The organism is Telmatocola sphagniphila (assembly GCF_018398935.1).
In the GTDB taxonomy this organism is placed as follows: Bacteria; Planctomycetota; Planctomycetia; order Gemmatales; family Gemmataceae; genus Telmatocola; species Telmatocola sphagniphila.
Genome location: NZ_CP074694.1, coordinates 1,628,788 through 1,649,457 on the forward strand (window position 1 = coordinate 1,628,788; position 20,670 = coordinate 1,649,457).

Consider the following 20,670-nt stretch of genomic DNA (forward strand, 5'->3'; position numbering starts at 1 on the left):
TCTAAAAAGATTTCGGCGGGTGCAATGTGCGTAGTATAGCAGATAACAAATGGCTTAAATATAGCATTTTGAACTAAGAAGTTTCCATTCGGTCGTTGGAATGTCGCTATGAGAACCAGGGGCTTCGAACCCAGATCGCGGCCTTTGGCCTCTGAATAGCGCCGCTTGGACATTGAATAAATTGAGGGCTTGTTTTGAATTCCGTACCTGCCGAGACTATGCCAAAAACTTTCACCCCTCCCTACCGCAAGACCAAAATGCTTGCCTTAGCGGCGGCGAGCCTGCTACTGCTCTATTCGAAGTATTCCACACCGAATGGTGGCGGCCTGGATAGCGGACTGTTAATTCTGCTCTGGATTTATGCCCTTTACTACAGTGCGAAAAACTTGATTTATCCGCAAAAAGTCCTTGTGCAGGAAGGCAAATTGATCTCGCGCGGGCTCTCGAACTGGGAGACCAATGCCTCCAATGTGCAGGCGAATTTCTACGACGGCGGCGGACTGCGCCTCCGATTTCTGAATCTCGAATTCGTGCAGGCAGAAGCGTCCGAAATCGAGCAGCTGCGAAATAGTGAATCCCAATACGGTACCCATTGCACGCTTGCCGGTTTGACCCTCGAGCAAATAGATGAACTTCGAGCACTCCTGCCCATCGCACCCCCTCCTTTTCGTTCCCCGGCCGAGCAAATTGAAAGTTATCATCGGGAGATGATTCGTCGCAAGCCGATACCCCTAGCGACTTTTGGGCTAATCGCTGCAATCGTTTTCGTCTTCCTCGGGATGTGTCTGAAAGGAATTTCCCCGTTTCATCAGGAGACCCAACAGCTTATCGATGCTGGAGCCAATTACGGTCCTCTGACCACCAACGGAGACTATTTCCGCTTAATCACCAATCTGTTCATACACCTGGGAGTCCTACATTTACTTTGCAACGCCATCACACTTCAGATTCTGGGGACAACCGCGGAACGAATCTATGGCTCGGCACGCTTCTTGTTTCTCTACTTTGTTTCCGGTCTGTTCGGTTCGATTTTCAGTCTCTTGATGCAACCGGAGATCGTCTCGGCGGGAGCTTCGGGATGCATCTTTGGCATAGCGGGTTCCATTTTTGCCCACGTGCTACTGAACAAAGATTCGATGCCGTGGCCCATTTATCTGGCGGAGCGAAAGAATAGCCTGCGCCTGATTGCACTGAACCTACTGATAGGCTTCGGCGTTCCGGGTATCGACAATTATGCCCACCTGGGCGGACTGGCCGTGGGTTTTCTGTTGGGATTCTGGCTGGGCCCGCAGGATGCAGCGCGGACGAACCGATCCCAATCGCGATTTTACAGCGCTATCGTTATAGGTGTCGTGGCGATTGTTCTCGCCGTGGCGTTCCTTCCTCGAATCCCCAAAGAAGTTTACCAGTACCTCCAGGCTCTTGAAGAGTATGGTCCGAAAGAGGCCAAGATCCTCGAAGAATACAACTCTCTACTGGGGAAATGGGGGACTCAGAAAACACCCCCGTCGGAAATGGCCGATGAGTTTGAGAGGCTGGTCTCGAAACCTTTTCACGAGTTGGTTACTCGCTTCCCTGACCCCAAGTTCAGTCCCGCGAGTTTTCGGGAGGTTGCCCCGGTATTTCAAGAGTTCATGGAGGCAAGGGATAGATCCTGGCGGCACACGGCCGAGGCGGTCAGAACCCAGAATGCAGAACTCATGAGAAAGGCCACAGAGGAGCAGAAACTGGCGGAAAGCCTCCTGGAAAAACAGAAGGACTTCTTCAAAAAGGGAAATTAGTTCTCATGGGAAACAGGATCGCCCCAAAACTTTAATCAAATTTCGGATATAACCCGGGATTTCTCCACGTCTGGATAAGGATTTGATGAAGTCAAAATAAAGGCCTGAAAAGGATTGTTTTAGAGAGTCTTCCCGTACGAAATAGATTTCAGATCCAAGGCTCAGAAAGACACTCTATTTAATAAAATCGCCCACTATCGTTGCTGTTACGAAGGTCCAAAAAACTGTAGCGTGTTGACCTGAATGGTCGATATTACCGACACGCCTGTCTAGTTCCCGAAATCGGCGAGGAATGGTGAGTTCACCAACATGCTTTTGCTCACCCGAAATCTGAAACGACTTGCAGCAGTCACTTTGACAGCGATTTCGTTCAATTGGTCTTCGCTACAGGCCCAACCGCCTGCCACACTCCCGGCACCAGAAGCTCTCAAGCCGGCACCGGCCCCAACACCAGTCCTGAAACTTCAGGATGCGTTGCACTTTGCTTTAGAGAACAATCCCGCCCTCGCATCTCAGCGGAAACAGCGCGGGATTGCGGTAGCTCGGGTAGTCATTGCGGAACAATACCCTTTCAATCCAGTGGCCGAAAACCGCATACAGGGCGCCTCAGGCCCGGAATCCGCCGGCGTGAGCAATAATCTTCCCATTGAGCAATTACTGCTTTGGGAGGTTGAAACGCGAAACCAGAAACAATTTCGCAAAGAGGGCGCTAACGCCACACTTTCCCGCACCGAATGGGAAATTGCCTATTTTGAACAAACTCTGGCAATCGATGTCTTGCGGGCGTATACCTTAGCCCTCTATCGCCAGGAAAAACTGAAACTTCTCGAGGAAAACCTTCGCATCAATGAGCGGTTGGTCGAAGATGTTCGCCGCTTGGTTGGGCTCGGCAAATTGCGATCCGCGGATCTGATTCTTGCCCAGACCGAAGTGGTGGATACCCAGGATTTAGTCGGTGCGGGCCGGGAAACCATGGTGGCGGCTCGGCAGGATTTGAATCGGGTTCTGGGAAGCGTCGACGGTGTGTTTCAACTGGAAGGCCGTCTGGACAGTCAGGCTTGGAACTGGGAATCGGCTTCGGAGGGCTTGCAGGAAACCGCTTTGAACCGGCGTGCCGATTTAAAAGCTCGCCAAATGGCCGTGGCGGAAGCAACAGCCAATACGAAATTGACCATCGCCAATCGGTACGGCAACCCCATCGTCGGACCAGTCATGACGTACGACCCGTCTCGGGCATTTTCGATCGGATTACAGCTTAATGTGCCGCTGCCTTTTGCGAACTCCAAAAAGGGGGAGATCCTGCAGAGCCAGGCGGAGCAAGCTCAGGCCGCGCAGTTGTTGCGTCAGGCGGAATTCACCGTTAAGCAGGAAGTTATTGCTTCTCTCGCTCGTTTGGCAGCCGCCCAAAAACGATTGGAACAGATTGAAAAAAGAGGATTGCCCACCCTCGGGCAGGCGGTGCAGGATATCGAGAAGTTGTTTCAGGCTGGTGAACCGGGTGTCGATGTTTTGAAAGTCATCGACGTCCGGCGAAAATTGCTCAGAGCCCGAGACAACTATCTCGATGCTCTTTGGTCGGTTCGACAGTCTCTGATAGACGTAGCAGCTGCCACCGGCGAACCGCTCGTGGAACCCAAAAAGCCTGAAGAAAAGAAACCCTAATCTCGAATTAGGGCTTGGCCTGGTAGATTCGAATCTCGGCGGCCTCTTTACCTTCCTGTTTGGGAACCCCCAGGTATAACTTGCCGGTTTCCGGGATCAGGAGACTGGTTCGAGCCCCTGGCGCGGTCGGAAGTTTTTCGATCATCTGCAGATGATCGGCATCGACCACTTTGATGATCGCTAAAAAGCCCGAACCACAGGAAACGTAAACCCGCTTCCGAGTCGCATCGAAATACAAATCGTCGGCTCCTTCGGGAATAGCCACACTGGTGATTTCTTTGCCCGTCTCGCTATCCAGCACCACGACCATCGGTTCTTTTCGGCAAGCCACATACAGACGATGATTTGCCTCGTCCAAGGCAATCGGATGCGCTCCGCCGGACAGCTTGATCGGATAAACCGTCGAGACGATGTTCTTCTGGGTATCGATCACCACGACTTGGCTGGGCTCAGGAGTGGAGGCATAAAGTCGGGGTCGGTTGGCTTCCAGCACAAACCCTTCCACTGTGCCCGGCAGCTTGATATCCGCTTTCAAAGTATTCGACTTGGCCGAGATTACACCCAGAGATTTCTCGGCGTGTCCGACATAGGCCATCTGCGTCTTAGGGAAGTAATGCACATTATCGGCATCGTCGGCAAACTTGATGGTCTTGACCGATTTGTAGCTCTCGGCATCGAACACATTACAGAGTCCGTTGGTGCCCAGACCGACGTAAATTCGATCCAGATCGGCCGCGAAAGCTACGCCCTGAATGCCAGTCTGGTTCGGGATTTGCTTGATCAACTCGCCCGATTTCAGATCCACCACATCCATGGTGTTGTTCGGCTTGTTAGCCACTAATAATCGATCTCGCTTGGTGTCCAGATCCATGTGATCCAGCAAGCCAGCCTTACCTTTAAGCGGAATTGTTTTGATCAATTCCAACTCACCCGCCTTCAGCGGACTGACACTGAACAATGCCAGCAAAGCCAGCTTCAACATAAACTTCATTGCGTATCTCCAGGTGGTAAAGAAGTCTTCACTTCGGGAACGATTGCTACCGGAACGGGCGCGGTCGGATTCGATTCATTGACCGGTACTGCTTCCGGTATTTCAACAGGTTTCACAGGGCCAGGCAGCGTTTTTTGTTTTTCCTTGCGACGTTCGAGGATCAGGTAGCCCGTGGGAATGATCATTCGAGTGAACAGCATATTGGCCACCAGGCCCCCAATGACCATGACCGCCAGCGGCTGTTGCATTTGGGCTCCCGGTCCGATACCTAAGGCCAGAGGTAGCATACCCAGCACGGCGGCCAGACTCGTCATGAGAATTGGCCGGAATCGCGTCCTGCCCGCTAGGAGTAATGCCTGTCGTAAGGGCATTCCTTCCTCGCGAAGTTGCTGAATGCATTCGACCAGCAGGATGCCGTTCTTCATATCCAGGCCGATCAGCAGGATGGCTCCCATGTAGCTCGAAACGTTCAAGGGGATACCCGTCAACCAAAGGGCTAGAAGCCCGCTGAACAACGACAATGGCTGCGTTAGGAAGATCAGCATCGGGAGCACGACCGATTTGAACTGGAAGGCCAGCATGATGAATACCAGCAGAATCGCCACGATCATAACGATCAGCAAACTTTTGAACGCCTCCTGCATTCGCAGATAATGCCCGCCTAGCTCCCACCGATAACCTGCGGGCAGTTGCACATCGTTCGACATCCAGCGTTTGATGTCCTCGACGACCGATCCCAAGCCGGCTTCTTCCTGATTCAGTTCGGCAGTAACGAAAATCGCCGGTTGCTGATTTTCCCGGTACTGTTCATCCGGCGTGCGAATTGCCTTGACATCTCCTAGCCCCTTCAGGGGTACAACCCGGGCCAGACTGCTGAGAGTGCCGGAGGGGACGACTGGATTTTTCGTCTCGGGAAGTAGGATCAATTGTTCGAGTACGCGCTGGCGATCGAAAAAGCCCTTGCCGAGATTTTTGGGATCGGTGCCGAAGCGAATCGCATCGGGATAACGAACCCGGACATCCGTCACCCTAAGGGAAGACTCGGGAATTTGAGTGGCAATCTGCCCCTGGAAAATCGCTTTGAGTTGCCGCGCCACCGCATCCGGTTTCAAACCGAGTTTGTCCGTTGCAAAGGAATCCAGTTGAATCATCAGGTCAGGGTTGCCGGCTCGAACATTACTGTTTACTTCCTTGAAGCCCCGCCCTTTTCCTTTTTTTCCCAGGGTCTCGGCTACTTCATCCGCGATTTCGCGAAGCTTCTTCTGGTCCGGACCAAACAGCTTGACTTCCACTGGCTTGTTGGCACCCGACAAGTCATTCAACTCATCCTCCATGATCTGAATCAATTCGATCTTGAGCTGGTGTTCCGAGAAAGAATCTTTCACCTCATCCTCGACCTCTTCCATGACCTTTTGAAGCGGCCGACGGCGATACTTTTTGCGAATATTTTCCTTTTCCTGCTCCAGCGTTTTATTTTCTTTCTTGAGTTCCTCTTCGAGCTTGGACAGTGGCGGCCTTACTGGCTTGGTCAGTAAGGTCCGAGGATCATCGCCCGCGGGACGCAGTATAACTTGAATATCTCCGCGGCTGGTCTGGGTAGCGAAAAGGCCGTTTTCGGAGCCAGTTCGCCGAACGTAGGATTGCACATCCGGGTTCTTGGAAAGGATCTTTTCGATCTCTCGAGCCTTCTTCTCCGTCTCGGCCAAAGGACTTCCTGTAGGTGCCCAATAATCCAGAATAAAGGCCCCTTCATCCATATTCGGCATCAGACCGGTTTCCAGTCCCCGAACCAGAGGTGGCGGCGGGGGCTTGCCTTCTTCACGCGGCGTTTTGTAATCGGGCACGCCGAGATAAAGGAATACGCCTCCTACAAGTGCGAGCAGAGAGGCGGACATCGTCAACCAGGGAACACGCAAAGCAATCGAGAGGAAAAATTCATAGATATTGGCCACTAGCCGGTAGATTGGCCCGGGTCCGGGCATTGGTCGGCTTCCGAGAAACTTGGCCGCGAATACGGGAACGATACTCAGGCTGATAACCATCGAGACAAGCACTGCAATCGACAGCGCCCAGCTGAGCGATGCGAAAAATTGGCCGTAAACACCGGAGATAAACGCCAGCGGAACGAACACGAGTACGGTGGTAAGTGTGGAACCGATCACGGCCCCGGTGATTTCCCCGGAAGCGGAATCTACGGGATCGCAGGTTTTGTTTTTAGTTTGATCGGGAGTGAGATGCCGGGCAATATTCTCTATTACCACCACGGTATCATCGATAATCAGACCGATCGCAACGGCCAATCCGCCCAGCGACATCAAATTCAACGTTTCACCGGTCCAGTGCAGAAACAGGAAGGTGATGCAGAGCGTAATGGGGATCGACAAGGCCGAGATGAGCGTAGCGCGCCAGCTCCGCAAGAATGCCAGCAGAATCAGGATACTGAACACGCCTCCCACCACGATGGCATCGCGGACATTATCCACTGCTGATTTAATGAAATTGGCTTGATCGTAGACAATTGTCGCCTGAATGTTTCGAGGCGGTTTCTTCTTCGCATCCTGGGGCGAAAGCGTTAAGCCCTTCTCGGCAAGAAGAGTGGCCACATCCCGCGATATTTGAACGGTATTCCCGCCGAGCCGACGGAAAATGGTAATAACGACAGCATCTTTTTGATCAAAACCAATGGACATGGTTCTGTCGCGGTGCAGTACCTTGACATCGGCGACATCGCGAACGCGAATCGATTGGTCTTTTCGAGTCGTCAGGACCAGGTCTTCGATTTTGGAGGCTTTCGCCGGAAGACTGTTCACAATGATTTGAAAGGCCAGCGGCTGGTTTTCCACCAAGCCGACCGGCTGAAGTTGAGCGAGCTGACCTATCTGATCCGCTACATCCGCTGCCGAGAGCCCATGGGTCATCAAATCGTCGGGACGGCAGATCACTTCGATCTCCCGAACATCGCCGCCCGCGACGTTGGCATAAAGAACATCGGGAATCGTTTTCAGTCGAGGGGCGAGTTCGTAGAGAGCAAAGTCCCGTAACTGTGCGGCTGTATCTCCGCCGGTCAGAACCACCGAAATGATCGGAAAAACCGATGGTGTCAGCTGATCGACTGTCAACTCCGTATTTGCTGGCAAATCGGAACGTCGAGCACCGATGCGATTCCAGGTCAGTTGTTCCGCCCGGAGCATATCCGTGCCCGGATTGAAATCGATGAACAGATCGCAGCCGCCTCGGATGGTCTTAGAACGAACTTGAGCCACGCCAATCACTCCCGCCACGGCTTCTTCCAGGCGACGGGTGACGTTAACCTCCATGTTCTGCACATCGCGATCGGGGACCTTGGCCGTTACCGCGATACGTGAGAATGTGACTTCCGGGTAGACGCTACTAGGCATGCGCAGGGCGCAGTAGATTCCGCCTGCTGTGAGTAGTGCACAGGTGAGAACCAGAGCCCCAAAATACGGTTTCGCTACAGATGCAAGACTCGCCATTCGCCGCTCGTGAGTATTGGTGTTGATCTAGTCCACATCGACATCGAGTTTAACCGTATCGCCGGTCTGCAACCCCTGCCCGCCCTCCACAACGAAGAAGGCTTCCCGAATATTGCCCGACCAGCGTTTCTGGGGATCTTTCTCCGGGTCATCCAGGGAGAGAATTTCAATCTGATGCAGAGTGCGGTCCCGCATGCCCGTCTCGACTTTCACTCGGCGGGCGATCCCGGTGGTTTCCGCTTTCCCTTCGGCATTCACTGCAGTTTTGATGTCGACTACGATGACGACCGTGGCATTTTCCTCATCCGCCTGTATGGCCGATTCGCGTATGTTTAGACATTCCCGTCCCGGTTTTGTTTGAATCCGGATTCTCTGGACTTTGTTGGCACGCAGATGAGCTTCGTTGTTAGCAAACCGGACCTTCACGGCAAAATTTCCCGTTTCCGGCTCGGCCTGATCCGCGATGTAGACCACCTGCCCTTCCGCCGCCGGAGATGCGGCCGGTTCGGCGTCTAATCCGGATGAAATCGCCAAGAAGCCGAGTTGTAACTGGTTCACCAAACTCGGAGGAACATAGCAGAGCACATCGATAGTCTGTTCGAGATCGACCAGTTCGGTAACGACGGTTCCCACCGATAAAGTTTGCCCGCGCACCACCTGAATACGGCCGACTCGTCCGGACATCGGCGCGCTGAGAGTATGCAGTTTCAATTGGGCCTGCAGCGACTCCTGCTCTTTGATTCCGGCAACAATCCTGCCTTGAGCGGCTTTCAACTTCGATTGAGCGTCTTTTAAGGCATATTCGGCTTTAAGTCGGTCCACCGGGGAAACCAGACTGCGGGTCGCGGAGGGATTTTTCTCCTCCTCAGTCTTCAATTGCTTCAGGCGTTCGACCTCACTGCTGGCTAGTTCGACGGCAAATTGAGCCTGCTTTTGTTCTTCCAGCAGAACTTCCTGAGCCGCCGCCGCTTTGGCGAGGTTTGCCTGGACGACGGTCGAATCCAATTGCACCAGCGCGGTGCCCTTCTCGATCCGCTGCCCTTCCAGGATGGGCGTTCCGGTAGAATCCCCGAATACCGAGACCACCCGACCTTCGATTGGCGCGGTCACTTTGGCCAGACGATCTGGTGCGGGAATGGTCGTACCGATTAATTCCACCCACTCCTCAAGCGCTCCTATAACCGGAGCCTCCCACTTCACAGTGGCAGGGGGAGCTTTTTCCTCCGGCGGCGGAGCGGTCGTGGAGCATCCCAGCGGGATTCCCAATAAGAGAAACGCCGTAAGAACCGCGCATCTACGGGTTGAAACGTTCATAAAAATGCTCAATGGCCCAAGCTTCTGCAGTAGTAACCGAGAGAGGTGCTATTCTAAATCGTTTTGCTTATCGCCAGATAAAATACGGATAAAATATTTCTTTATCATGGCGTAGAAAATGTGAAATACCAACTACTTGCGGCGCATGCGTTACCACAAGAAGAGAAAAATGGGCGTTGTAAAATTCAGGGGAAATTCGGCAAGAAATATTACGGCAGGATTACTTCTCTTCCACGTCCTTCAGTCCCACTCCGGTTTTAGTTACCCAGAGTTTGGCGAGTGCGACAATCAGAGCTTGAGGACCCGAACCATCGTTGGAAATCATATCGACAGAAGTCCCGTCCGCTATCAGTTTGCCTCCCCAGGCACCATCATTGGTTCGAATCAGGCTGACTTGGGTTCCAATCGGAAGTAATCGGAGTAGTTCTCCCTTTTTCGGCATGGCTTCCGAAATCTTCTGCTGCTCTTCATTTAACTTGGCCGCGCAGTCGGAACATCGCGTCTGCTGAAATTTCGCCAGCCTTTGGGCGCGGTATTTGTCTACCGCATAGTGCTGAAATTCCTGGGAATGACCACACGCTCTAACCACCATAGGTCGCGCGATAATTTTTCCGGTCGGTAATGCCATCTAATGCTTCTCCCGCTTTTGGGTTTATCTTAAGAAATCCTTGAGCCTCGCGGGCTGAGAACTGACGGGAGAGATCTCAAGCCAGAGTTTACTCTAGAAAATTGACTCACCGAAGCAGCCCTCTGTTCCCAATCCTAGCCATTTTTTGTGAGGATTTTCCATTTAATTGGCAGGCTAATTTTCTTCATTTCCCGGCTGCAACGGCAGCGATTGGAATTTTCTCCTAGTGTCACAAATTTTTAAAGGTCTACAACGAAGTAATGCTAAAGATGAAATTTCGCTAATATCTCGGAGGAAACTTCATGCGATTCCACTTAGGAGCGATCATGGTTTGGACGAGTCTGTTGACTGCCGCCGGATCCGCAGCCGATCCGCAGCCCACGCCGGTTGACGGAAAAACGGGATTAATTTCCCGGAAAATATTTTTCGGAAATCCCGACAAAGCTTCCGTCGAAATTAGCCCCGATGGAAAGCAGATCAGCTTTTTGGCCCCGGTCGATGGCGTCCTGAACGTTTTCGTGGGCCCCATTGGGGATCCTAAAGCCGCCAAACCGGTGACCAAAGATACCAAACGGGATATCCGGCAGTACTTCTGGGCATTCTCCAATCATCACATTCTCTACCTGCAGGACGATGGCGGGAATGAGAATTTCCATCTTTTCAGAGTCGATCTGGCGGATAACGATGTGAAGGATTTGACACCCGAAAAGGGAGTTCGAGCACTTCCTTCCGGTGTGAGTCACAAATTTCCCCTGGATATTCTGGTGGGGTTAAACGACCGCGATCCTCGTTATCACGATATTTACAAGATCAACATCGCCAGTGGCGCTCGGGAACTGGTTCAAAAGAATCCTGATTTCGCTTCCTTCCTGGCCGATGACGATTACAAGATTCGATTCGCCTTCAAGTACAATATCGATGGAAGTCAGTCCGCCCTTCAACCGGATGGTAAGGGGGGCTGGAAAGAATTTCTCTCCATTCCCATGGCAGATTCATTGACCACTCGCCCCGTCGGATTCAACAAAAGCGGCGACGAGCTCTACTTAATCGATAGCCGGAATCGCGACACCGGAGCCTTCTTTTCCTGGAATTTAAAGACGGGCCAACAGACTCTGATCGCACAGGATGCGAAGTGTGATGTTGGTCAGATCATGGAGCATCCCACGGAGAAGACTATTCAGGCGGTGGGCTTCATTTACGATCGCAAACGCTGGGAGTTCAAGGATCCCGAAGTGAAGGCCGATTTTGAAATTCTCTCGAAGGTAGTTGATGGGGATGTGAATGTCAGCAGCCGTACCCTCGACGATAGTCAATGGATCGTCAGCTACCTGTTGGATAATGGTCCCGTACGCTTTTACCACTTCGACCGGAAGACCAAGAAATCGACCTTTCTTTTCACTAACCGCAAGGAGATGGAAGGTCTGACTCTCCAGAAAATGCATCCCCGAGTTATCAAATCTCGAGATGGTTTAGATCTGGTCAGCTACCTGACTTTGCCCCCCGGTTCCGATGATGGCAATGGAAAAGCGATTCATCCCGTTCCTCTGGTTCTTCTGGTGCACGGGGGCCCGTGGGCACGGGATGGCTGGGGGCTGAATGGTTACCACCAATTTTTATCCAATCGAGGTTACGCGGTTCTCAGTGTGAATTTCCGCGGCTCGACCGGCTTCGGCAAGAAATTCCTGAATGCCGGTAACAAGGAATGGGCCGGAAAGATGCACGACGACTTAATCGACGCGGTCGATTGGGCGATCGCGGAAAAGATCACCACTCCCGGGAAAGTGGCCATCATGGGCGGCAGCTATGGGGGTTACGCCACGCTGGTGGGTCTGACTTTCACGCCTGATAAATTCGCCTGCGGAGTCGATATCGTGGGGCCCTCGAATATCGTCACGTTGTTGAACACGATTCCGCCCTATTGGGCTCCCGGCGTTCAACTTTTCAAAGATCGAGTCGGCGATCACACCAGTGAAGACGGCAAGAATTTCCTGCATGACCGCTCGCCTTTGAGCAAAGTTTCCAGCATCAAGAAACCGCTGTTGATCGGACAGGGAGCCAACGATCCCCGAGTCAAACAAGCGGAATCGGATCAGATCGTGCATGCCATGAAAGAAAAGAAGATTCCCGTGAGCTATGTACTGTTTCCGGATGAAGGACACGGCTTTGCCCGGCCAAACAATAATTTGGCTTTCAACGCCGTAACCGAAGCTTTCCTGGCTAAATATCTCGGAGGCCGTTATGAAGCCATCGGGGATGCCTTTGAAAACTCGACCATCAAAGTTCCAGAAGGCGTTTCCGATGTTCCGGGGCTGAAGGAAAAGTTACCTGTGGGGAAATAATGCCAGGGAGTGAGGAATCTTTTCTTCACTTCCAGTCTGTGAGCCGCGCACTAAACCAAACCAAGTCTCGTCCAGATATTGCGAGAGGCTGGGTGAAAGTGAACGACTCCCTTCCCGATCAGCATTCAATCGATGAAGCTCTGAAACCGATTCGGAGCGGAATGAAAATTTTTGTGCATGGGGCGGCCGCGACTCCCTCGCCACTGCTGGAAGCTTTGGCTCGGCGTCGCGATCTGGAGAACGTGACGCTTTACCACCTGCACACCGAAGGAGCGATGCCCTGTATTTCACCGGAACGGATTAACAACTTTCGCTCCGTTTCCTTTTTCTGCGGCCCGGCTCTCCGGGAGCCGATTCAGTTGGGGATAGCCGACTACATTCCTGTTTTCTTATCGGATATCCCACAGTTATTTACCAGCGGTCAGATCCAGCTCGATGCCGCCCTGCTTCAACTCTCTCCGGTCGATTCGCACGGCTACTGCTCCCTCGGGACTTCGGTCGATGCCGCGCGTGCCGCGGCCGATACCGCTCCGATCTTGATTGCGGAGATCAATTCCCGGATGCCCCGCTCGCATGGCAATACGACCGTTGAATTCAAAAAATTGACGACGCACATTAAAACGGATCGGGCATTGCCCCAACACAAAGTGGAAACACCCAGCGATGTGCAAATATGCATCGCCGAGCAGGTGGCCGAACTGATCGAGGATGGATGCTGTCTTCAGGCGGGGATCGGTTCCATCCCGGATTCCGTGCTGGTGCGACTCAAATCGAAAAGCGATCTGGGAATTCATACGGAATTGATGACTGACAAAATGGTCGAGCTCATTCAGTCCGGCGCAGTCACCAATCGATTAAAAGGTTCCTTCCACGGCAAGTCGATTACGAGTTTTGTGAATGGTACTCGCAAGATGTTCGATTTTCTTCACGACAATCCCAGCATCGAATTGCATCCGAGTAATTGCACCAACGATACGGCTCTGATCCGGAAGAACGACAAAATGATCGCCATCAATTCGGCGATCCAGATCGATCTGACCGGACAAGTCTGTGCGGACTCCCTGGGCCATCGCATTTACTCCGGAATCGGCGGCCAGATGGATTTCATGCGAGGCGCGGCCTTGTCGCAGGGAGGTAAGGCAATAATTGCCCTGCTCTCTACAGCCGCGAAGGGAACCCAGTCTCGAATTGCCCTCGGACTCACAGCCGGCGCCGGGGTCGTTACAACCCGGGGACACATCCAATGGGTCGTGACGGAATTCGGGGCTGTAAATCTGCATGGCAAATCGATCCGGGAACGTGGGGCAGAGCTCATTCAACTGGCCCATCCCGATTTTCGCGGCGAATTGAAGCAAAGCTGGCAGTCACTCCGACACTACGTGATTTGAAGCCCGGTGTACTCCCGATTACACGGTCAGGTAAAATAGCATGAAACATTTACTTCTTATCGCATTCTTGTTTACTTATTCGTCACCGCTTACGGCTGAGACTTTTTATGTCTCGCCCAAAGGAAGCGATGCGGCAGATGGCTCCGAGGTGCGACCCTTCGCCAGTTTGAAAAAAGCTCAGATGGTCGCCCGACAGCTGGGAAAAACCTCGAAGATCCTGGTTCGGGAGGGAACTTTTTACCTTCCGGAACCTCTGGTTTTTACGGCCGAGGATTCGGGAACTACCTGGGAAGCCTATGCGAATGAATTGCCGGTGATCAGCGGCGGACTTCGATTGGAAACGGCCTGGAAACCATACAAAGATGGCATCTTTCAGACTCCCGTACCTGCCGATCTCACGACCGATCAGCTGTTCGTCAATGGCGTTTGTCAGAGGATGGCGCGGTATCCCAACTTCGATCCGAACGAAAGAATTTTTAATGGCTTTGCCGCCGATAGCATCAGTCCGGCCCGGGCGGCGCGCTGGGCCGACCCCACCGGCGGATTTATCCATGCCATGCATCGGCACATGTGGGGCGACTATCACTACCGGATTCTGGGTAAAAATGCCAACAACACTCTCAATTACGAAGGAGGTTGGCAGAACAACCGCCAGATGGGTATGCACGAAAATTATCGATTCGTCGAAAACATATTTGAGGAACTCGATGCCCCGGGAGAATGGTTCCTGAACGAAAAGACGAACACTCTCTACTTCTATCCTCCTCCTGGGCTGGATCTCGCCAAAGCTCGTGTGGAAGCCGTGCGGCTGAAGTCTCTGATCGAGATTCGTGGCACCGAGAAAAGGCCAGTGCGCGACATCCGGTTTAAAGGTTTCAAATTCTGCCACACCGCTCGCACTTTCATGGCGAACCGAGAACCTCTGTTGCGGAGCGATTGGACGACTTATCGGGGCGGGGCCATTTTTTTCGAGGGAACCGAAAATTGCGTGCTGGAAGATTGCACACTGGATCAGGTCGGCGGTAATGCCATCTTCGTCAACAAATATAATCGCCGAGTTGTCGTGAAAGGCTGTGAGATCGTGCAAGCCGGAGGCAACGGAATTGCCTTTGTTGGGGATCCCCAGGCCGTTCGCAATCCCCTTTTCGAGTATAACCAGAGGATTTCCGTCTCGAATCTGGATCGGACTCCCGGACCGTTAAACAACAATTATCCCAAAAATTGTCTGGTGGAAGATTCTCTGATCCATGAAACCGGCCGGGTGGAAAAACAAACCGCGCCCATTCAAATTGCCATGGCGAGCCATATCACCGTTCGGCATTGCTCCATTTATGATGTTCCCCGGGCGGGAATCAACATCGGCGATGGCTGCTGGGGCGGCCACGTTATCGAATATTGCGATATTTTCGATACCGTCAAGGAGACGGGAGATCATGGTTCGTTCAACTCCTGGGGACGGGATCGATACTGGGAAGTTCAAGGGCTGAATCTCAACGACGACAAAATCTGGGATCGGGAGAAGCAAACTCCCCTGCTGGACACAATCGATCCCATCGAGCTTCGCAATAATCGTTGGCGTTGCGATCACGGTTGGGATATCGATCTCGATGATGGCTCTTCGAACTATCGCATTTACAACAATCTTTGCCTGAATGGTGGTCTAAAAAATCGCGAAGGCTTTTATCGAACGGTCGAGAACAACGTCATCGTCAATAACGGATTTCATCCGCACGTCTGGTACAAACATAGCCAGGATATCGTTCGCAAAAACATCTTTGGCGTCGACCATTACCTACCGGCGGGGGGCATGCCCCCGACGCCGTGGGGGGCCGAAATGGATTACAACCTCGTGCATCGGGAGGGCCTGAAGGCGCCCAGACCGGCCGTTCAATTGTCAAAGGCTTCCCAGCGCGATCTTCATTCCCTGGAAGCCGATGCGTTGTTCGTCGATCCGACCCGGGGAGATTTTCGAGTTCGCGATGGCTCTCCCGCGTTACAGCTGGGCTTCGTGAATTTCCCCATGGATCGGTTTGGAGTAGAGAAAGAATCTTTGAAGAAGAAGGCCCGAACACCCGATTTAGGAAAGCTCAAAAACGCCGATTTTTCGGCTCCGAAAGCGGCCAAATTCCACTACTTCCTGGGCTTAAAACTCAAGGAACTGGAGGGAGAGGAATTTTCTGCGTACGGTGTGACTCAAAAGGCTGGCGGCCTCGCGGTGATCGATGGCAAAACGGTCGATATCGCACCGGGGGATTTGATTCAATCGATCAATGCAAAGCCTGTCAAGCACTTTGCAGATCTCGTGAAGATTCTCCAGGAAAATCAGGCAAAAACCCTGGAGTTGGGTTTGGTTCGGAAGCAGAAAAACCTGACGGTTCGCATTGCATCGTTCGAAAGCATAACCCGAGTAAACCCACCACTGTCGGTAAGTACCGTTCGCATCGAATCTATTACAACAAAACCGGGTACTAAAAATGAACCGTCGAATACCTTGATCGATGGCAAGCTGGCGGAGAACTACGGGCCGGTTTTTGAGAACGGAATTCGTTCGGGAATCTACAAAGTCGAGTTGGGGCGAGCGATCGCGATTGCAGAAATCCAAACCTGGACTTTTAATCAGAATGGCAATCGCGGCGCGCAGAAATTCGTGATTTTTGGAAGTAACTCCCCAACCGATCCCGGTTGGGAGTTGAATAAGATGACCCCGCTTGGAGAAGTCGAACTCTCCCCCAATCCGGGGGAGAAATTCCTGGGGAGCAGTCTCAAAAAATCGGACGGATCGGCCCTGGGAAAATTCCGTTGGCTACTCTGGGCGGTTGAACCGGTCACGAATTCGGGCGAGAACTCGGCGTTTCAGGAATTTCAAATTATCGAGAAAAAGTAACCCGCATCACCTCGCTTTACCGACGATAATCTGTTCTTTCGTCGGCCCAAAGCCGACGTTCATCTGAGATTTCAGCTGAAGTTCGTCGCCGACGAATTTCAGCTGCAGGGTGGTGATGAACGGCGTTTCCCGAAAGCAGATTTTGGCAGTAAACGTGTCAGCGGAAGTCCAATTGCCACAGGCCGCGATCGGCTGTGTGGGGAACATCGCCCAGGCCGCCTCTCCATTGAGCCAGGAAGTATTGCCGCAGGAAATTTGTTGCTCTTTTCCATCGAATTGAACGATTAATTTTCTTCCCAATTTCGCCGTTTGGAGGCTCAGCGATTCCAGCTTAAATGGTGGATTCGTGAAGACAAATTTGCGGTCAGAGCCAGTGACGGCAGCCCCTTTGGTCTCTGGAATACGGATCATCAGGCTCTTGCAAGTCTTTTCCAATAGATGGGATTGCTTTTGATCGAGAACTAACGGCTTCTCTGAAAATGCGGGCAACAGTTTATCCCAAACCAAATTCAAAACAGCCTGCATGTCGTTCAGGCCCGAGGTAATGGCGATCACGGCATCCTGTTCGGGCAGCACGAGGCAATATTGGCCGAAAGCGCCATCTCCGCGATAGGCCCCATGCCGGCAGCGCCAGAACTGGTAGCCGTAACCCTGATCCCAATCGCTTGCGGGGTTGCTGCCATTGGAGGTTTGCAGCGAAGTGGCTTTTTCCACCCAGGCGGCCGGAATGAGTTGTGTGCCATTCCATTTGCCTTTCTGCAGGTAGAGCTGCCCGAAGCTGGCGATGTCCTTGGTTCGAATGCTCAATCCATAACCACCGGTCGAGACTCCCTGCGGACTCGTTTCCCAAGTCGGATTCTCGATACCCAGCGGATCGAACAGCCGCAGTTTCAGATAGTCGAGTAAGGTCTGCCCCGTCGCTTTCTGAACGATGGCCGAGAGCATGTAAGTTGCGGAAGTGTTGTAAACGAAATGAGTACCAGGTTTAAAAGGAACGGGATGGGCCAGAAACGTTTTGGCCCACGATTCTCCTGAGGTTCGGCCCGGTTCGGTTTGGTGACCGGTGGACATCCGCAACAGATCGCTCACGCGCATCGATTTCAAATTCGCACTGGGATTTGCGGGGGCTTCATCGGGAAAGAATTTCAGGACGGGATCGTCCAGGCTCAGTTTTCCTTCGCTGATTGCCAATCCGACGGCCGTGGAAGTGAAGCTTTTACTCAGCGAATAGAGTTGATGTCTGGTCTGCCCATCGTAGGGCGTCCAATAAGCCTCAGCGATGCACTTACCATGTCTCAAGAGGACGAAGCTATGCAGAGAATCGATTTTTTGATTCGCCGCTTCCAGAAACGATTGAATCGCCGCGGAGGGAACTCCCTCTTCTTCCGGTTGGCTTCGTGGCAGATCTGCTGCGGAAGCAGCAGTTGCTAACCCATACAATATTACCAGGCTCAAAATTATTCTCATTTTCGTTTCTCCTCCCATCGGCGATGATGGTACAGATTCGCACCCAACGCGAGGCTTGCAGACCCTGAGATTTACCTTATGTAATTATGGCCATTCTCTCTGCGCCTAAAGCTCAAATATTGAAATGACTGCGCCGGCTTTAAGCGAAACTTTAGTCCACTTCTCTCGATCTTTTCTTGCAATCTGAGGCCTTTCGGGCCCAAAATATAGTGTGTCCTGACTTGAGGTTTACTAGATTCTCAGGCGAATGAATTCGAAGGAATGCAATATGCTCGATCAACCCAAGCTAAAGTCGGAAATCCTGGAAGAACGATGCGTACCGACCACCAATGTCCTCACGTCTTCCTACACAACTTCAAGTGCCAATGTCTCGAGCGACACATCGACGACAATCACTGTGCCGCAATACACGCTCGCCCTAGCCCCTTCGGGTGTGCCGACCACATTCGCGGGCTTATTCGCTCCCCAGCCCAGCTCCGATGGATATCAGGCATTTCTGAAAGGTCTCTACAACGGGGTGCTTTTTCGCGCTCCCGATACCGCCGGTTACAATTCCTGGTTAACGCAACTCGAAAATGGAAGCGTTTCCCGGTATTACGTCACGCAAGCATTCATCAATTCCACTGAAAATCGCACGAATCAGGTCCAAGGGTGGTTCGAGCAATATTTGGATCGGAATGCGGACCCGACGGGCCTGGCGTTTTATGTGAATCAATTACAGACCGGCTTTAGCGAATCGCAAGTGCTCAGTGAGATCATTCTCTCCAGTGAATTCACATCGGCTAACGATACGAATGCTTTTGTCAACACTCTTTATCAAACGATCCTGGGGCGCGCCGCGGACGCGGCCGGTCTGGCGTACTGGACTTCCGCTCTAAACAATGGAACCGTAAGCCGGGCGACTGTACTCAACGACTTCATAACCTCACCCGAAGGATTGCAGGCGGTCATTAATTCGGAGTACTCGAGCTATTTGGAGCGAACTCCCAAGTTCTGGGAAACCAATCAGGCGGCATGGGCTTTGGCGAATGGTTATTACACCTATGGCCAATTCCAAGCTTCCATTCTCACCTCGCGAGAATTCTTTAGTGATGCCATTGCGAATGAGCAGGCGTGATCTGAGGAGTCCAATGAACCGTAGATTGCCGGCAGCAAAAATTATTAGCAACTTCGAAAGGGGTTGAGGAACTATCTGTATTCCAAAAAGAATGAAATTTGCATAAAATGTAAGTGCTTATAGCACAGGAGTATATGTAGTGATTTCAACGGAATCTAAAGTTATTCGAAAATCTCACACCGTTCGATCGAGGAATTCAAAGCGTTTGATTTGGTTCAGCGGAGTGGTTATCGTTCTGGCTGTAGCCATCACTTCAGCTCTTTTCTATCGAGATATTTCGAAATCCGATACTTCCCAGGATCTTCAGCCCTCTCTTTCGTCCAGTCGAAAAACTACTGCGGTCAACGTCGAAATCATTAAGCCTCGTCTGGGTGGCATTCAACGTGTCTGCGTCCAACCCGGGACGCTCGAACCGTTCGAATCGGCCGATCTTTATGCCAAGGTTTCTGGCTTTCTGGCCGAACAATCCGTGGATATTGGTTCGCAGGTGAAAAAAGGCCAACTTCTCGCTCGAATTTCTGTACCGGAATTTGAAACTCAACTGCAACGCTGCAAAGCCGATGTCACCCATGCGGTGGCCCGCATCCAACAATCGGAAGCTCATTTGACGGCCGTCAAAGCCGAAGCCCGGGCGGCCAAGGCAATGATCCTTCTGGCCGAAGCCCAGTTGAAAAGCAAATCGGCCTATCGAAAGTTTCGAGAAAAACAGCTGAGTCGCTACCGCGAATTGATGAATCAGCAGGCCATTGATGCCAAAGTTGTCGATGAGGAGGAAGATCATTATGAATCCGCGGTGAGCGCGGAAATCGCCGCCAAGGAAACGGTGAACTCTTCCAAACTCCAGGCCGAGGCTGCCGAAGCTCGTATCGCTCAGACCCAGGCCGATTTGGAGGAATCGAAAGCTACCAAGTTGATCGCCGAGGCCGATGTGGCCAAGGCGCAGGTGATGCTCGATTACACCCGGATCACCTCCCCGTATGATGGCGTTATCACCCGGCGACTCTTTTATCCCGGAGCATTCATCCGCTCCGCGGAATCGAGTTCTGAAAAAATCCCCATCGTATCCGTGGAGAGAACCGATCTGTTCAGAACTATCATCCAGGTTCCCGATCGCGACGTTCCTTATGTTTCTCCCGGGAATGAAGCCCGAATCGAAATCGATGCGCTGCCTGGTCGCGTGATTACTGGCAAAATTGCTCGACTGGCCGATTCGGAAGATACAGCCACGCGAACGATGCGCGTCGAGGTGGATATCCCTAATCCCGATGGTAAATTGCGACGGGGCATGTATGGTCGGACGACGCTTATCCTGAATCAGGGGGTTCACAAATCGTTGACGATTCCTTCTGCCGCTCTCTTGGGAAAGGCCGAGAACGGGAAAGCGAAAGTTCGCACCGTTAAGGAGGGCCGAATTCACCTGACTGACATTAAAATCGGTGTCGACAATGGCGTGGATGTTGAGGTTCTGAGTGGGTTGAGTATTGAAGACGCCGTCGTTATTAAATCTAATGGCACCTTGGAAGAAGGCACGACCGTCACCGCTTCGAATGTCGAGTCGAAAAAGGACTCGCACTAGCCTACCTTTGCAATGAGATTTGCTCCGAT

At 52.3% G+C, this 20,670-nt stretch carries 12 protein-coding genes; 7 read left to right on the plus strand and 5 right to left on the minus strand.

The genetic code is table 11. The annotated features are described in order from the left end of the window. Positions 1–218: 218 nt before the first annotated feature. Together KIH39_RS06665 and KIH39_RS06670 are read left to right on the plus strand one after the other, a co-directional pair. Positions 219–1,781 carry a rhomboid family intramembrane serine protease gene (locus KIH39_RS06665; RefSeq protein ID WP_213498501.1) on the plus strand — a complete coding sequence of 521 codons (1,563 nt, stop codon included), beginning with the start codon at positions 219–221 and terminating at the stop codon, positions 1,779–1,781. Positions 1,782–2,090: 309 nt separating this feature from the next. Beyond that, positions 2,091–3,443, plus strand: coding sequence for a TolC family protein (locus KIH39_RS06670; protein WP_213498502.1), 1,353 nt, complete (start codon positions 2,091–2,093; stop codon positions 3,441–3,443). Between the two features lie 7 nt (positions 3,444–3,450). Here KIH39_RS06670 and KIH39_RS06675 read toward each other — a convergent pair whose 3' ends face one another. The 4 genes from KIH39_RS06675 to KIH39_RS06690 all read right to left on the minus strand — a co-directional run bounded on the left by KIH39_RS06675 (position 3,451) and on the right by KIH39_RS06690 (position 9,870). Further along, positions 3,451–4,434: a YncE family protein gene (locus KIH39_RS06675; protein ID WP_213498503.1), complete on the minus strand. Its 984-nt coding sequence runs from the start codon at positions 4,432–4,434 to the stop codon at positions 3,451–3,453. After that, positions 4,431–7,928 carry an efflux RND transporter permease subunit gene (locus tag KIH39_RS06680; protein WP_213498504.1) on the minus strand — a complete coding sequence of 1,166 codons (3,498 nt, stop codon included), beginning with the start codon at positions 7,926–7,928 and terminating at the stop codon, positions 4,431–4,433. The genes KIH39_RS06675 and KIH39_RS06680 overlap by 4 nt, the downstream gene beginning before the upstream one ends. A 27-nt stretch (positions 7,929–7,955) precedes the next feature. Beyond that, positions 7,956–9,242: an efflux RND transporter periplasmic adaptor subunit gene (locus KIH39_RS06685; RefSeq protein WP_213498505.1), complete on the minus strand. Its 1,287-nt coding sequence runs from the start codon at positions 9,240–9,242 to the stop codon at positions 7,956–7,958. 220 nt (positions 9,243–9,462) lie between these two features. After that, complete coding sequence (locus tag KIH39_RS06690; protein ID WP_213498506.1) at positions 9,463–9,870, minus strand: hypothetical protein; 408 nt, start codon at positions 9,868–9,870, stop codon at positions 9,463–9,465. Positions 9,871–10,172: 302 nt separating this feature from the next. Between KIH39_RS06690 and KIH39_RS06695 the strand changes: the two genes are divergently transcribed. From KIH39_RS06695 to KIH39_RS06705, 3 genes are all read left to right on the plus strand, one after another. Further along, positions 10,173–12,209 (plus strand): S9 family peptidase, encoded by a 2,037-nt coding sequence (locus tag KIH39_RS06695; protein WP_213498507.1) that lies wholly within the window; start codon positions 10,173–10,175, stop codon positions 12,207–12,209. A 92-nt stretch (positions 12,210–12,301) separates the two neighbouring features. Next, positions 12,302–13,597 (plus strand): acetyl-CoA hydrolase/transferase family protein, encoded by a 1,296-nt coding sequence (locus tag KIH39_RS06700; RefSeq protein WP_213498508.1) that lies wholly within the window; start codon positions 12,302–12,304, stop codon positions 13,595–13,597. Between the two features lie 40 nt (positions 13,598–13,637). Further along, on the plus strand, positions 13,638–16,481 hold the full coding sequence (locus KIH39_RS06705) for a right-handed parallel beta-helix repeat-containing protein (protein WP_213498509.1): 2,844 nt from the start codon (positions 13,638–13,640) through the stop codon (positions 16,479–16,481). A 6-nt stretch (positions 16,482–16,487) separates the two neighbouring features. Here KIH39_RS06705 and KIH39_RS06710 read toward each other — a convergent pair whose 3' ends face one another. Then, positions 16,488–17,948 (minus strand): serine hydrolase domain-containing protein, encoded by a 1,461-nt coding sequence (locus KIH39_RS06710; RefSeq protein WP_213498510.1) that lies wholly within the window; start codon positions 17,946–17,948, stop codon positions 16,488–16,490. Positions 17,949–18,216: 268 nt separating this feature from the next. On the opposite strand from KIH39_RS06710, the gene KIH39_RS06715 reads away from it, so the two are divergent. Together KIH39_RS06715 and KIH39_RS06720 are read left to right on the plus strand one after the other, a co-directional pair. After that, positions 18,217–19,065 carry a DUF4214 domain-containing protein gene (locus KIH39_RS06715; protein ID WP_213498511.1) on the plus strand — a complete coding sequence of 283 codons (849 nt, stop codon included), beginning with the start codon at positions 18,217–18,219 and terminating at the stop codon, positions 19,063–19,065. A 205-nt stretch (positions 19,066–19,270) separates the two neighbouring features. Continuing rightward, positions 19,271–20,641: an efflux RND transporter periplasmic adaptor subunit gene (locus KIH39_RS06720; protein ID WP_213498512.1), complete on the plus strand. Its 1,371-nt coding sequence runs from the start codon at positions 19,271–19,273 to the stop codon at positions 20,639–20,641. The last annotated feature ends 29 nt before the right edge of the window (positions 20,642–20,670 follow it).

Bases quoted from the DNA above. Each gene is read 5' to 3' on its own strand.
- KIH39_RS06685 (WP_213498505.1), bottom strand. From the start codon at position 9,242: ATGAACGTTTCAACCCGTAGATGCGCGGTTCTTACGGCGTTTCTCTTA.
- KIH39_RS06705 (WP_213498509.1), top strand. From the start codon at position 13,638: ATGAAACATTTACTTCTTATCGCATTCTTGTTTACTTATTCGTCACCG.
- KIH39_RS06680 (WP_213498504.1), bottom strand. From the start codon at position 7,928: ATGGCGAGTCTTGCATCTGTAGCGAAACCGTATTTTGGGGCTCTGGTT.
- KIH39_RS06665 (WP_213498501.1), top strand. From the start codon at position 219: ATGCCAAAAACTTTCACCCCTCCCTACCGCAAGACCAAAATGCTTGCC.
- KIH39_RS06710 (WP_213498510.1), bottom strand. From the start codon at position 17,948: ATGAGAATAATTTTGAGCCTGGTAATATTGTATGGGTTAGCAACTGCT.
- KIH39_RS06670 (WP_213498502.1), top strand. From the start codon at position 2,091: ATGCTTTTGCTCACCCGAAATCTGAAACGACTTGCAGCAGTCACTTTG.
- KIH39_RS06690 (WP_213498506.1), bottom strand. From the start codon at position 9,870: ATGGCATTACCGACCGGAAAAATTATCGCGCGACCTATGGTGGTTAGA.
- KIH39_RS06715 (WP_213498511.1), top strand. From the start codon at position 18,217: ATGCTCGATCAACCCAAGCTAAAGTCGGAAATCCTGGAAGAACGATGC.
- KIH39_RS06695 (WP_213498507.1), top strand. From the start codon at position 10,173: ATGCGATTCCACTTAGGAGCGATCATGGTTTGGACGAGTCTGTTGACT.
- KIH39_RS06675 (WP_213498503.1), bottom strand. From the start codon at position 4,434: ATGAAGTTTATGTTGAAGCTGGCTTTGCTGGCATTGTTCAGTGTCAGT.